Source organism: Amycolatopsis orientalis DSM 43388, assembly GCF_000411975.1.
Taxonomy (GTDB): Bacteria; Actinomycetota; Actinomycetes; order Mycobacteriales; family Pseudonocardiaceae; genus Amycolatopsis; species Amycolatopsis orientalis_D.
This window is the reverse complement of record NZ_ASXG01000072.1, coordinates 37261-50858: the sequence shown is the minus strand read 5'-3', so window position 1 is coordinate 50858 and position 13598 is coordinate 37261. Positions and strand designations below refer to the sequence as shown.

Here is a 13598-nt window from a genome sequence, read left to right as displayed (position 1 = left end):
CGGCCCCACCGTGTTCTCGGCCATAGTGGACGACGGACGCGCACATCTCGAGGAGGAACCATGCCGACCGCAGTGCAGGTGACCCGGACCGGCGGACCGGAAGTGCTGGAACTGGCCGAGATCGAGCCCGGCCCGCCAGGTCCGGGCGAACTGCTGGTCGAACTCGCCGCGGCGGGCGTCAACTACATCGACACCTATCAGCGCCAGGGCATCTACCCGATCGATCTGCCGTTCGTGCTCGGATCCGAAGGCGCGGGCACGGTCGTGGAGATCGGCGAGGGCGTCACCGAATTCGCCCCCGGCGACCACGTGGCCTGGCAGGGCGTGCTCGGCAGCTACGCCCAGCGCGCGGTGGTCCCGGCCAGCGAAACGGTGAAGGTGCCCGAAGGAGTGTCGGACGAGCTCGCCGCGGCCACGATGCTGCAGGGCATGACCGCGCACTACCTGGTGCGCTCGACCTACGAAGTCAAAGCAGGCGACGACATCCTCGTCCACGCGGCCGCCGGCGGCGTCGGGTTGCTGCTGGTGCAGCTGGCGAAAGCCCGCGGCGCGCGCGTGCTGGCCACGGTGTCCACCGACGAGAAAGCCGAACTGGCCCGCGGCGCGGGCGCGGACCACGTGATCCGCTACGACCGCGAGGACTTCGCCGCCGTGACCCGCGAGCTGACCAACGGCGAAGGCGTCGCGGTGGTCTACGACGGGGTCGGCAAGAGCACCGTGGACGGCAGCCTCGCCAGCCTCAAGATCCGCGGCACGCTGGCGCTGTTCGGCGCGGCCAGCGGCCCGGTGCCGCCGATCGACCCGCAGCGGCTCAACTCCGGCGGTTCGCTCTTCCTGACCCGCCCGACTCTCGCCCACTACCTGCGCACCCGCGAGGAACTCGACTGGCGCGCCCGCGAACTGTTCGCCGCCGTGCAGGACGGTTCGCTGAACGTCCGCATCGGCGGCCGCTACCCGCTCGCCGACGCCCGCAAGGCCCACGAGGACCTGCAGGGACGTCGGACGACCGGGAAGCTGCTGCTGCTCCCCTGATTCAGGAACCGACAGCGCGGCGCTCAGGAAACCGAAAGAGCGTCGGTCACGAACACCAGCGTCTCGTTGGGCGCGATGCCGCGGCCGCCGTCCTTGTACGCCAGGGCGGGCGGGATGATCATCAGCCGCCGCCCGCCCTGTTTGACGCCGACGAGACCCTGGTCCCAGCCCTCGATCACCTGGCCGGCCCCGAGATCGAGGCCGAACGGCTCGCCGCGGTCGAACGAGCTGTCCAGCTTCTTCTTGTTCGACCAGGTGACGACCAGGTAGTTCATGGACAGCTTCGACCCGGCGGCCGCGGCCTTCCCGGTGCCCGCGGAGAGGTCCTTGGTGAGCAGCTTCTTCGGCGGAGCGCAGCCGTCCGGGATGGTGATCGTGGGGACCTGCCCGAAGTTCCCGGTGGTCTTGATGTCGTCCGCGGTGCATTCGCGGGTCGGGGCCGCCGGAGCCGCGTTGCTTTCGCCGCCGCAGGCCGAGAGGCCGAACACGGCGACTGCCACGCACACACCGAGAACGGCTGTCCTGCCGAATTTCTGCATGCCGGAAGATCAGCCAAGGCCGCCGAGAGCAGGGACCGCCGGACCAGTCCGCACCACGCCGAGCCGTTGCGTCGCCCGGGTCAGCGCCACGTACAGGTCGTTGAGCCCGCGCGCCGAGCCCGCCACGATCTCGTCCGGCGACACCAGCACGACGCCGTCGAACTCCAGCCCCTTGGCGCGGTCGACAGTCAGCACGCTCAGCCGCTCGTCCTCCGGCAGCAGCTTCCGCACCTCGTCGAACCGGCCGCCCGGCACCAGCACCGCGACCGTGCCACCGTCCACAGCGGACAGTTCCGCGTCCACCAGCGAAGGCAGTTCCTCCTCCAGCGAATCGACCTTCACGCCCCACGGCGGCACCCCGGTCTCGCGCACCGACGCGGGCGCGGCCAGATCCACGTCGAGTTCGGCGAGCACGCCCGCCGCCACCGCCATGATCTCCGCCGGGGTCCGGTAGTTCACCGTCAGCTGCTCGAGCCGCCAGCGGTCCGCGACGTACGGCGAGAGCACCTCGTCCCACGTCCGCGCTCCCCCGGCGGCCCCGGTCTGCGCGACGTCGCCGACCAGCGTCATCGACCGGTTCGGCGTCCGGCGCATCAGCAGCCGCCAGTCCATCGCGGACAGTTCCTGCGCCTCGTCCACGATCACGTGCCCGAACGTCCAGGTCCGGTCCTGCGCGGCCCGCTGCGCCGCGGTCAGTTCGCTGCGCGCTTGCTGGCGTTCGGCGAACAACTCGGCGTCCAGGACGTCGGACACCCGCAGGATCTCCTCGTCCTGGATTTCCTCGTCCTGTTCGAGGATGTCCAGCACGCCCTCGGCATACGCGCGCTCGACGCGTTCCCGGCGCTTCTGCTCCGCCTGTTCCTCGGAGTCGTCGTTGCCGAGCAGCTCCGCCAATTCGTCCAGCAGCGGCACGTCGGCGGGCGTCCACTTCGCGTCGCGGCCGCTTTCCAGATGCTTCCGGTCCTCTTCGGACAGCAGTTCGCCGGCCGCGCGGTCGAGGTGTTCGCGATCGGCGAACAGGTCGTCGAGCAAGCCCGCCGGGGTCAGCTTCGGCCACAACGAGTCCAGCGCCGCGGCCACTGCCGGGCTCGAGGCCAGCTCGGCGCGGATGTCCTGGACGTCCTGCGCGTCCAGCAGGTCCTCGCCCAGCGAGCGCGCGGCCTGCCGGGTGAGCGCGTCGAGCACGTCGGACACGAACAGCCGCCGCGCGAGGTTGTGCGGCCGCCGCGAACGCCGGGCCCGGGCACGGGCTTGCGCGCAGGTCTTCCGGTCGAGCTTGAGGATCTCGCGTTCGTGCTCGATTTCGATCACCGGATCGGGTACACCTTGCCGATCCCGGACCGCCTTGGCGAGCACCTCGGTCATCACCAGCCGGCCCTTCACCTCGGCCGCTTCCGGGCTGTCGACGCCGTCCGCGTCCAGCCCCGGCCACAGCTGCCCGATGGTCGACAGCAGCACGCCGGTCTCGCCGAGCGACGGCAGCACCTGGCCGATGTAACGCAGGAAGGTCGAGTTCGGGCCGACGACCAGCACGCCGCGCGTGGTCAGCTGCTGGCGGTGCGTGTAGAGCAGGTACGCCGCGCGGTGCAGCGCGACCGCGGTCTTTCCGGTGCCCGGCGCGCCCTGCACCACCATCACCCCGCCGAGCGGCGCGCGGATGATCCGGTCCTGCTCGGCCTGGATGGTGGCGACGATGTCGGCCATTTCGCCGGTCCGGCGGCGCTCCAGCGCGGCCAGCAACGCGGCTTCCCCGGCGAGCCCGAGGTCCTGGCCCTGGTCAGCGGCGGTGAGGTCGAGGATCTCGTCGTCGAATCCGGTGACGCGCCGGCTCAGCGAACGCAGGTGCCGGCGGCGGCGCACCCCGTCCGGCGACGCGGCGGTGGCGAGGTAGAACGGCCGCGCGACCGGCGCGCGCCAGTCGATCAGCAGCGGCCGGTAGTCGTCGTCCTCGTCGAACAGCCCGAGCCGCCCGATGTAGGCGGTCTCCTCCTCGCTGCTGCCGGGCACGAAGTCCAGCCGCCCGAAGCACAAGCCCTGCTCGACCGAGCCGAGCTGGGCCAGCCGGTCGCTGTACAGGGTCGTGGCGGCTTCGCGTTCGGTGCGCGCCTGCGGCGTCCCGCCGGTCTGGCGCAGCGTCTCGTCCAGGCGGCGCTGGGCCTGGGCGCGTTCGGAATCGAGCTTCGCGAACAAGGCGTCGGTGTAGGCCTGCTCGCGGCGCAGCTCGGCTTCGTAGGCCGGTTCCTCGGGCAAGGAAAGCTCCTGCTTTCAGGTCGGGATCGGGGCCGGAAGAGTGCAACCGGCGAGGATCCCGGGCCATTCCTGCCCGGCGCGAAACGGGTGGGAACGGGTCAGAAAGGAAGGCCGAGGACCGGCAAGCCGATCGCCGAGTCGACCGCCAGCGCGACGAACACGATCATCAGGTACGTGTTCGAGCGATGGAACAGCGCCATCGGCTTGGTCTCCTCGCCGCGGTGCACGGCGGCCTGCAGCCGGTGGGCGTAGAAGAGGAACCAGCCGCCGGCGAGGATCGCGAACGTCGCGTACAGCCAGCTGGTGACCGGAAGCAGCAGCAGCGTCCAGGCGACCATCACCCACGAGTAGATGACGATCTGCCGGGCCACGTGCTCGGCGGTCGCGACGACCGGGAGCATCGGCACGCCCGCGCGCTCGTAGTCGTCGCGGTACTTCATGCCCAGCGCCCAGGTGTGCGGCGGGGTCCAGAAGAAGATCACGCCGAACATCACGAACGCGGGCCACTGCACGGTTCCGGTGACCGCGACCCAGCCGATCAGCACCGGCATGCAGCCCGCCGCCCCGCCCCAGACCACGTTCTGCGACGTCCGCCGCTTGAGGCCCAGGGTGTAGACGAAGATGTAGAACAGGATGGTCGCGATCGCGAGGACCGCCGCCAGCAGGTTCACCGTGAAGTACAGCACGGCGAACGAGGCGAGGCCCAGGACCAGGCCGAAGACCAGCGCGTTGCGCCGCGGCACCGCGTCCTTCACCAGCGGCCGCCGCTTGGTGCGGTTCATGACCTTGTCGATGTCGCTGTCGATCACGCAGTTGAGCGCGTTCGCGCTGCCCGCGGCCATGGTGCCGCCGACCAGCGTCGCGACCACCAGCCACGGGTTCGGCACCTCGCGCCCGGCGAGGAACATCGCGGGGATCGTGGTGACGAGGAGAAGCTCGATCACGCGCGGCTTCGCCAGCGCGGCGTACGCGCCGGCCACCTGGCGGAAGCTTCGCCGGGCCCCGCTCGGCCGTCCGCCGTCCGGGGGTACGGCGCTGGTGTCTTCACTGCGTCCGTGCGCAGCGTTCACCAACGACATTTCTCTCCCTGAGTCAGTCCTGGGCCGGGCGGCCCGGAAGAAAGAAGCGGAACTCCTGGAGAACTTCCGTGCCTGGCCCGCGATCGATGTTAGACGTGACGGACCGGCCCGACGCCCGCGGGTCCGGGACACGCCCGGCGGTGTTCCGTCCGTCACGTCCGCCGCCGCGGGCCGCGAGGAGTCGGGACCGCCCGCGGCGGGTAGTCCGACAGCGACAGGCGGGCAGGATCACCTCACCCGCAGGGTGCTCGCCCGCGCTCGCGCGCACGCGTACGCACTAGGGTGGCACCGTCGGGCCGCTCGCTCCGCCTGCACAGCGCCGTCAGCAGGAATATCGTCCCTTCGGGATCGATTGAGATAACTGAGGGCGCACACCGCAGCACTTGAGCGGCACGCACGGAATACAGCCACCACTTCACCGACGCAGGAGTTCGAGTTCAGTGTCCGAAACCTCTAGCAGCGAGACCAACCCCTTGCTCCGGCGCAACGTGCCGGCCGACTGGACCGAGACCGACACCCGCGCCGTAGACACCGCCCGCGTCCTGGCCGCGGACGCCGTCGAGAACTGCGGCAGCGGGCACCCGGGCACTGCGATGAGCCTGGCGCCGCTGGCGTACACGCTGTTCCAGCGCACCATGCGGCACGACCCGGCCGACCCGGAGTGGCCGGCCCGCGACCGGTTCGTGCTCTCCGCCGGGCACTCCAGCCTGACCCTCTACATCCAGCTGTACCTGGCCGGGTTCGGCCTCGAGCTGGAAGACCTCGAGCAGCTGCGCCGCTGGGGCTCCAAGACCCCGGGCCACCCGGAGTACCGGCACACCAAGGGCGTCGAGACCACCACCGGCCCGCTGGGCCAGGGCCTGGCGAACGCGGTCGGCATGGCGATGGCCGCCCGCCGCGAGCGCGGCCTGCTGGACCCGGACGCCGCCCCCGGCGAGAGCATCTTCGACCACCACATCTACGTGATCGCCTCCGACGGCGACATCGAAGAGGGCGTCACCTCCGAGGCCTCGTCCATCGCGGGCCGCCAGGAGCTGGGCAACCTGATCGTCTTCTACGACGACAACAAGATCTCCATCGAGGACGACACCAACATCGCGCTGTCCGAGGACGTCGCGAAGCGGTACGAGGCCTACGGCTGGCACGTGCAGACCGTCGAGGGCGGCGAGGACGTCGTGGCGATCGAGGCGGCCATCAAGGCGGCGCAGGCCGAGACCGAGCGCCCGTCGTTCATCCAGCTGCGCACGATCATCGGCTACCCGGCCCCGACGAAGATGAACACCGGCAAGGCGCACGGCGCGGCGCTGGGCGCGGAAGAGGTCGCCGGCGTCAAGAAGGCGCTGGGCTTCGACCCGGAGAAGAACTTCGCCGTCGAGGACGCGGTGCTCGCGCACACCCGCCAGGCCGTCGAGCGCGGCGAGAAGCTGCGCGCCGAATGGCAGGAGCGCTTCGAGGCGTGGGCCGCGGCGAACCCGGAGCGCAAGAAGCTGGCCGACCGGCTGTCCACCCGCACGCTGCCCGAGGGCTTCGCGGACAACCTGCCGACGTGGGAGCCGGACGCCAAGGGCATCGCCACCCGCAAGGCCTCCGGCGAGGTGCTCAACGCGCTGGCCGAGCCGCTGCCCGAGCTGTGGGGCGGTTCCGCGGACCTCGCGGAAAGCAACAACACCACCATGAAGGGCGCCGACTCGTTCGGCCCGGCCGAGGCCGGCACCGACATGTGGAAGACCAACCCGTACGGCCGCACGCTGCACTTCGGCATCCGCGAGCACGCGATGGGCTCGATCCTCAACGGCATCGCGCTGCACGGCGGCACCCGGCCCTACGGCGCGACCTTCCTCACCTTCTCCGACTACATGCGCCCGCCGGTCCGGCTCGCCGCGCTGATGAAGGCCCCGGTCATCTACGTGTGGACGCACGACTCGATCGGCCTCGGCGAGGACGGCCCGACGCACCAGCCGATCGAGCAGATCGCCGCGCTGCGCGCCATCCCCGGCCTCAACGTCGTCCGCCCGGCGGACGCCAACGAGACCGCCTACGCGTGGAAGGCCGTGCTGGAGGACGTGCACCACCCGTCCGGCTTCGCGCTGACCCGGCAGAACGTGCCGGTGCTGGAGGGCACCAACGCCGAGGGCGTCAAGAAGGGCGGCTACGTGCTGGCCGAGGCGTCCAACGGCACCCCGGAGGTCCTGCTGATCGCCACCGGTTCCGAGGTCCAGCTGGCCGTCGAGGCGCGCAAGACGCTCGAGGCCGACGGCATCCCGACCAGCGTCGTGTCGATGCCGTGCGTCGAGTGGTTCGACGCGCAGGACCAGGACTACAAGGACGCCGTCCTGCCGCCGACGGTCAAGGCCCGCGTCTCGGTCGAGGCCGGGATCGCGATGCCGTGGCAGCGCTTCACCGGCGACGCCGGCGAAAACGTGTCGATCGAGCACTACGGAGCCTCGGCCGACGCCGCGACGCTGTTCCGCGAGTTCGGCTTCACCGCCGAAGCCGTGGTCGACGCCGCGCGCCGCTCGATCGCCAACACCAAGAACTGAGAGGAGCGCAATCATGAGCACTGACCGACTCGGGCAGCTGTCCGAAGCTGGCGTCTCGATCTGGCTGGACGACCTTTCGCGCGAGCGCCTGAACTCGGGCAACCTCGCCGGGCTCATCCGCGACAAGCACGTCGTCGGCGTGACCACCAACCCGACCATCTTCGCGAACGCGCTGTCGAACGGCGCCGCCTACGACGAGCAGGTCAACGACCTCGCCGCGCGCGGCGCGGACCTCGACGGCACCGTCCGGGAGCTGACCACCACCGACGTGCGCAACGCCGCGGACCTGTTCCGCGACGTGTACAACGCCACGAACGGCGTCGACGGCCGCGTGTCCATCGAGGTGGACCCGCGCCTGGCGAAGGACACCGACAAGACGGTGGCCGAGGCCAAGGACCTGTGGAAGACCGTCGACCGGCCGAACGTGATGATCAAGATCCCGGCGACCGAAGAGGGCCTGCCCGCGATCACCGCGGTGCTCGCCGAGGGCATCAGCGTCAACGTCACGCTGATCTTCTCCGTCGAGCGCTACGAGGCCGTCATCAAGGCCTTCTTCGCCGGCTTGGAGCAGGCGAAGGCCAACGGCCACGACCTCAAGGGCATCCACTCGGTCGCGTCGTTCTTCGTGTCCCGCGTGGACAGCGAGGTCGACAAGCGGCTGAACGCGATCGGCACCGACGAGGCCAAGGCGCTGCTGGGCGAGGCGGCCATCGCCAACGCGCGGCTCGCGTACGACGCCTTCGAGAAGCTGTTCGCCACCGACCGGTGGAAGGCGCTCGCCGAGGCGGGCGCGAACGCGCAGCGTCCGCTGTGGGCCTCCACCGGTGTGAAGGACCCGGCCTACTCCGACACCCGGTACGTCGACCAGCTGGTGGTCAAGGACGTCGTGAACACGATGCCCGAGAAGACCATGGACGCGGTCGCCGACCACGCCGAGATCACCGGCGACACGGTTTCCGGAAAGGGCGAGCAGGCGCAGGCGATCTTCGACAAGCTGTCGGCGGCCGGGATCGACGTGCCGGACGTGTTCCGCACGCTGGAGACCGAGGGCGTCGAGAAGTTCGAGAAGTCCTGGCAGGAACTGCTGGACACGGTGACCGGGCAGCTGAACAAAGCGAGGGGCTGAACCAGAGACCATGAGCGGGGACGAAACCGGCGTCGTGATCGTCGACGCCGAACTGGCAGAAAAGGCAGCGCCGCTGGCGCAGCGGCTGGCCGCCGACGGCGCCGCTGCCAAGCTCGCCGCCCAGGACCCCACGCTGTGGGGTCCGGACGCCGAGTCCGAAGCGTCGATCCGATTGTCCTGGACGACGTTGCACAAGTCGTCGCGTCCGTTGATCGGGGAAATCGAGTCGCTGCGCGCGGAACTGCGCAGCGAGGGCGTGGACCGCGTGGTGCTCGCCGGCATGGGCGGCTCGTCGCTCGCGCCGGAGGTCATCACCGCCACCGCCGGCGTCCCGCTCACGGTGCTCGACACGACCGACCCCGGCCAGGTGGCCGACGCGCTCGCGGGCGACCTCGAGCGCACCGTCGTCGTGGTGTCGTCGAAGTCCGGCGGCACCGTCGAGACCGACAGCCACCGGCGGATTTTCGCCAAGGCGTTCGCGGACGCCGGGATCGACGCGGCGCGGCGCATCGTCGTCGTCACCGATCCCGGCTCCCCGTTCTCCGAACTGGCGGAGAAAGAGGGCTACCGCAAGACCTTCCTGGCCGACCCGCACGTCGGCGGCCGTTACTCCGCGCTGACCGCGTTCGGCCTCGTGCCGGCCGGTCTCGCGGGCGCGGACGTCGCGCGGCTGCTCGACCAGGCCGCGTCGGTGGCGGAAACGCTCGCCGAGGACACCGCCGAGAACCCCGCCGTGCAGCTGGCCGCGGCGTGGGGCGCGGCGCACGAGGCGGGCGCGGAGAAGGTCGTGCTGGCCGACACCGGATCCGGGATCAAGGGCTTCCCGGACTGGGCCGAGCAGCTGATCGCCGAATCCACCGGCAAGCTCGGCACCGGCCTGCTGCCGGTGGCCGTCGAGAGCCCGGAAGCGCCCGGCTTCGCCGGCCACGGCAAGGACGCGACCGCGGTCGCGATCGGAGCCCCGGAAGGCGCGGCGCAGATCTCGGTGACCGGCCCGCTCGGCGCGCAGTTCCTGCTGTGGGAGTTCGCGACCGCGCTCGTCGGACGGCTGATCGGGATCAACCCGTTCGACCAGCCGGACGTCGAAGCGGCGAAGAAGGCGGCGCGCGCGCTGCTGGACGACCCGGAGAAGCTGAAGGGCGGCGAGGAACCGGCCACTGTGGACGGTGCGGTCGAAGTCTTCGGCAGCGAAGGGGTTTCCACGGACGGCAAGCTCGCCGACGTGCTGCGCGCGTTCTTCGGTTCGGTGGCCGACGGCGGGTACATCGCGGTGCAGGCGTACCTCGACCGGCTGGACGACGCGTCGACTTCCTTGCTGCGCGCGGAAATCGCCAAGCGCACCGGCGTGCAGACCACGTTCGGCTGGGGCCCGCGGTTCCTGCACTCCACCGGGCAGTACCACAAGGGCGGTCACCAGAACGGCAGCTTCCTGCAGATCACCGGAGCCGTCGGCGAAGACCTGCCGGTGCCCGACCGCCCGTACACGCTGGGGCAGCTCCAGCACGCGCAGGCGCTCGGCGACGGCCAGGTGCTCGCCGAGCACGGGCGTCCGGTGCTGCGGCTGCACCTGACCGACCGCGCCGCCGGGCTCGCCGAGCTCGTCCGGGCAGTGCAGGAGGCCGCTCAGTGACCACCTGGCGCAACCCGCTGCGGGACCCCCGCGACAAGCGGCTGCCGCGGATCGCCGGGCCGTCGAGCCTGGTGATCTTCGGCGTCACCGGCGACCTGGCGCGCAAGAAGCTGATGCCGGCCATTTACGACCTCGCGCACCGCGGGCTGCTGCCCGCCGGGTTCTCGCTGGTCGGCTTCGCCCGCCGGGACTGGGAGCACCAGGACTTCGGCGAGCTGGTGCACGATTCGGTGCGCGAGCACGCGCGGACGCCGTTCAAGGAGTCGGTGTGGAACCGGCTCGCCGAAGGAATCCGGTTCGTCCAGGGCACTTTCGACGACGACGAGGCCTTCGACCGGCTCGCGAAGACCGTGCGCGAACTGGACGAGGAACGCGGCACCGGCGGCAACACCGCGTTCTACCTGTCGATCCCGCCGGGCGCGTTCCCGGTGGTGACCAAGCAGCTGGCGCGCTCGGGCCTCGCGCAGGCCGACGAGAACACCTGGCGGCGCGTGGTCATCGAGAAGCCGTTCGGCCACGATCTCAAGAGCGCCCGGGAGCTCAACGCGATCGTGAACGACGTCTTCCCCGAGGAGTCGGTGTTCCGCATCGACCACTACCTCGGCAAGGAGACGGTGCAGAACATCCTGGCGCTGCGGTTCGCGAACCAGCTGTTCGAGCCGATCTGGAACGCGAACTTCATCGACCACGTGCAGATCACCATGGCCGAGGACATCGGCCTCGGCGGCCGCGCGGGGTACTACGACGGGATCGGCGCCGCGCGCGACGTCATCCAGAACCACCTGCTGCAGCTGCTCGCCTTCACCGCGATGGACGAACCGCTGTCGTTCGAGCCGAAGGCGCTGCGCGCGGAGAAGGCGAAGGTGCTGGCCGCGACCAAGCCGATGCTGCCGCTCGACGAGACCACCGCGCGCGGGCAGTACGCGGGCGGCTGGCAGGGCGGCACGAAGGTGCCGGGGCTGCTGCAGGAAGCCGGATTCGCGAAGGACTCGAAGACCGAGACGTACGCCGCGGTGACGCTGGAGGTGCAGAACCGCCGCTGGGCGGGCGTGCCGTTCTACCTGCGCACCGGCAAGCGGCTCGGCCGCCGGGTCACCGAGATCGCGGTCGTGTTCAAGCGCGCGCCGCACCTGCCGTTCGACTCCACCTCCACCGAGGAGCTGGGGCAGAACGCGCTGGTCATCCGCGTGCAGCCGGACGAGGGCATCACATTGCGGTTCGGGTCGAAGGTGCCGGGGACCACGATGGAGGTCCGCGACGTCACGATGGACTTCGGCTACGGCCACGCGTTCACCGAGTCGTCTCCGGAGGCCTACGAGCGGCTGATCCTGGACGTGCTGCTGGGCGAGCCGTCGCTGTTCCCGGTGAACGAGGAAGTCGAGCTGTCGTGGGAAATCCTCGACCCGGTGCTGGCGCACTGGGCCAAGCTCGGCACCGCGCCGGAGCAGTACGCGCCGGGCAGCTGGGGACCGAAGTCGGCTGACGAAATGCTGGAGCGTACCGGCAGGCACTGGAGGCGTCCGTGATCATCGACCTGCCGTCGACCACGACGTCGGCGCTGAACAAGAAACTGGTGGAGATCCGCGAGCAGGGCGGCCAGGTCGCGCTCGGCCGGGTGCTGACGCTGGTGATCGTCGCGGACGACGACGCCAAGCTCGAGGACGCCATCGAGGCCGCGAACGACGCGAGCCGGGAGCACCCGTCGCGGGTGATCGTCGTGGCGAAGGGCGCGCGCACGGCCGCGCCGCGGATCGACGGCCAGATCCGCGTCGGCGGCGACGCCGGCGCGAGCGAGGTCATCGTGCTGCGGCTGTACGGCCCGCTGGCCGCGCAGGGGCAGAGCGCCGTGGTGCCGCTGCTGCTGCCGGACGCGCCGATCGTCACCTGGTGGCCGGGCGTCGGCCCGAAGGCCCCCGCGGAGGACCCGCTCGGCCAGCTGGCGCAGCGGCGGATCACCGACTCCGCCGCGGAAAAGAACCCGATAAGGGCTCTCAGCACCCGCGCGAAGTCCTATGTGGAGGGTGACACCGACCTGGCGTGGACGCGGCTGACCCGCTGGCGGGCGCAGCTGGTGTCGGCGCTGGACCTGCCGCCGTACGAGAAGATCACGAGCGCGACGGTGACCGGCGAGGCCGATTCGCCGTCGACCGAACTGCTCGCCGGCTGGCTCGCCGAGTACCTCAAGGCCCCGGTGCACCGGGTCAAGAGCTCGAGCGCGCAGGGCATCATCTCGGTGAAGCTGGAGCGGAAGTCGGGCGCGGTGGAGCTGACGCGGCCGGACGGGCGGGTCGGCACGCTGACCCAGCCGGGCCAGCCGACGCGGCGGATCGCGTTGCAGCGGCGCAGCAACCCGGAGTGCCTCGTGGAGGAACTGCGGCGGCTCGACCCGGACGAGATCTACGAGGCGGCGCTGCACGGGCTGCACAAGATCGCCGCGTCCAACGGGTCCAAGCCCGCGGCTGCGAAGGCTCCGGCCAAGACCGCCGCCAAGCCCGCGGCGGCGGCGAAGCCGAAGGCGACCGGCCGCAAGACGGCGGAAAAGAGCACGTCATGAGCCGGACCGAGGTCGTCGTCTACGAAAACCCGGACCTGCTGGCCGCGGCCGCCGCGGCCCGGCTGGTGACCCGGATCGTCGACGTGCAGGCGGCCCGCGGTGCCGCGTCGGTGGTGCTCACCGGCGGCGGCACCGGCATCGCCGTGCTGCGCGAACTGCGGGAATCGAGCGCGCGGGACGCGATCGACTGGTCGCGGCTGGACGTCTACTGGGGCGACGAACGGTTCGTCCCGGCGGATTCGGACGAGCGCAACGAGAAGGGCGCGCGCGAAGCCCTGCTCGACCACGTGCCGCTGGCTCCCGAGCGAGTGCACGCGATGGCCCCGTCGGACGGCGAATTCGGCGACGACGTCGACGCGGCCGCCGAGGCCTACGCGAAGGTCCTCTCCGACGCGGCGGGCCCCGGCGCGGACGTGCCGGAGTTCGACATCATGCTGCTCGGCCTGGGCGGCGAGGGCCACACGGCGTCGCTGTTCCCGGAAACCGCCGAGGTACGCGAAACGCGGCGCTCGGTGGTGCCGGTCCGCGACTGCCCGAAGCCCCCGCCGACGCGCGTGTCGCTGACCCTGCCCGCCATCCGCCGTGCCCGCGAGGTCTGGCTGATGACCGCAGGAACCGCCAAGGCGGACGCGGTCGCGCAAGCACTGGCCGGCGCGCCGGAAACGCAGATCCCGGTTTCGGGAGCCCGCGGCTACCGGCGGACCCTGTGGCTCCTGGACCGCGAGGCGGCCGGGAAGCTGACGAAGGTGTACCAGCCGCCTGCCGAGTAGGACGGTTGTCGGGAAAGGCTCCTCGCGCGTGGTGCGTGGGGAGCCTTTTTCGTTGCGAGACAAGGCGGCTGGGAGTGC

At 70.9% G+C, this 13598-nt stretch carries 10 protein-coding genes; 7 read left to right on the top strand and 3 right to left on the bottom strand.

Annotation, left to right across the window (positions count from 1 at the left end; all coding sequences use genetic code 11):
* Window positions 1–60: 60 nt before the first annotated feature.
* Window positions 61–1032 (top strand): quinone oxidoreductase family protein, encoded by a 972-nt coding sequence (locus L942_RS12380; protein WP_037359191.1) that lies wholly within the window; start codon window positions 61–63, stop codon window positions 1030–1032.
* A 23-nt stretch (window positions 1033–1055) separates the two neighbouring features.
* Here the strand turns inward: L942_RS12380 and L942_RS12375 are convergent, their stop codons facing one another.
* From L942_RS12375 to L942_RS12365, 3 genes are all read right to left on the bottom strand, one after another.
* A complete protein-coding gene (locus tag L942_RS12375) occupies window positions 1056–1571 on the bottom strand; it encodes an FKBP-type peptidyl-prolyl cis-trans isomerase (RefSeq protein ID WP_037359188.1) in 516 nt (171 codons plus the stop codon).
* Between the two features lie 9 nt (window positions 1572–1580).
* A complete protein-coding gene (locus tag L942_RS12370) occupies window positions 1581–3821 on the bottom strand; it encodes a HelD family protein (protein WP_037359187.1) in 2241 nt (746 codons plus the stop codon).
* A 98-nt stretch (window positions 3822–3919) separates the two neighbouring features.
* Window positions 3920–4900 (bottom strand): heme o synthase, encoded by a 981-nt coding sequence (locus tag L942_RS12365; RefSeq protein ID WP_037359185.1) that lies wholly within the window; start codon window positions 4898–4900, stop codon window positions 3920–3922.
* Window positions 4901–5340: 440 nt separating this feature from the next.
* Here L942_RS12365 and tkt point away from each other — a divergent pair, with 440 nt between their 5' ends.
* From tkt to pgl, 6 genes are read left to right on the top strand one after another with little or no spacing between them, the layout of a single operon-like run.
* Window positions 5341–7440, top strand: a complete 2100-nt coding sequence (gene tkt / locus L942_RS12360) for a transketolase (RefSeq protein WP_037359183.1) — start codon at window positions 5341–5343, stop codon at window positions 7438–7440.
* Window positions 7441–7453: 13 nt separating this feature from the next.
* Complete coding sequence (gene tal, locus L942_RS12355; protein ID WP_037359181.1) at window positions 7454–8566, top strand: transaldolase; 1113 nt, start codon at window positions 7454–7456, stop codon at window positions 8564–8566.
* Between the two features lie 10 nt (window positions 8567–8576).
* The gene (locus L942_RS12350) at window positions 8577–10196 is read left to right on the top strand and encodes a glucose-6-phosphate isomerase (RefSeq protein WP_037359179.1); all 1620 of its coding nucleotides are present in this window, start codon (window positions 8577–8579) and stop codon (window positions 10194–10196) included.
* Window positions 10193–11722 carry a glucose-6-phosphate dehydrogenase gene (gene zwf / locus L942_RS12345; RefSeq protein ID WP_037359177.1) on the top strand — a complete coding sequence of 510 codons (1530 nt, stop codon included), beginning with the start codon at window positions 10193–10195 and terminating at the stop codon, window positions 11720–11722. The genes L942_RS12350 and zwf overlap by 4 nt, the downstream gene beginning before the upstream one ends.
* Window positions 11719–12750 carry a glucose-6-phosphate dehydrogenase assembly protein OpcA gene (opcA, locus tag L942_RS12340; RefSeq protein ID WP_037359175.1) on the top strand — a complete coding sequence of 344 codons (1032 nt, stop codon included), beginning with the start codon at window positions 11719–11721 and terminating at the stop codon, window positions 12748–12750. Before zwf ends, opcA begins: the two co-directional genes overlap by 4 nt.
* On the top strand, window positions 12747–13520 hold the full coding sequence (gene pgl / locus L942_RS12335; RefSeq protein WP_037359173.1) for a 6-phosphogluconolactonase: 774 nt from the start codon (window positions 12747–12749) through the stop codon (window positions 13518–13520). Before opcA ends, pgl begins: the two co-directional genes overlap by 4 nt.
* Window positions 13521–13598: the final 78 nt, after the last annotated feature.

Bases quoted from the DNA above. Each gene is read 5' to 3' on its own strand.
- L942_RS12375 (WP_037359188.1), bottom strand. From the start codon at position 1,571: ATGCAGAAATTCGGCAGGACAGCCGTTCTCGGTGTGTGCGTGGCAGTC.
- pgl (WP_037359173.1), top strand. From the start codon at position 12,747: ATGAGCCGGACCGAGGTCGTCGTCTACGAAAACCCGGACCTGCTGGCC.
- tal (WP_037359181.1), top strand. From the start codon at position 7,454: ATGAGCACTGACCGACTCGGGCAGCTGTCCGAAGCTGGCGTCTCGATC.
- L942_RS12365 (WP_037359185.1), bottom strand. From the start codon at position 4,900: ATGTCGTTGGTGAACGCTGCGCACGGACGCAGTGAAGACACCAGCGCC.
- L942_RS12380 (WP_037359191.1), top strand. From the start codon at position 61: ATGCCGACCGCAGTGCAGGTGACCCGGACCGGCGGACCGGAAGTGCTG.
- L942_RS12350 (WP_037359179.1), top strand. From the start codon at position 8,577: ATGAGCGGGGACGAAACCGGCGTCGTGATCGTCGACGCCGAACTGGCA.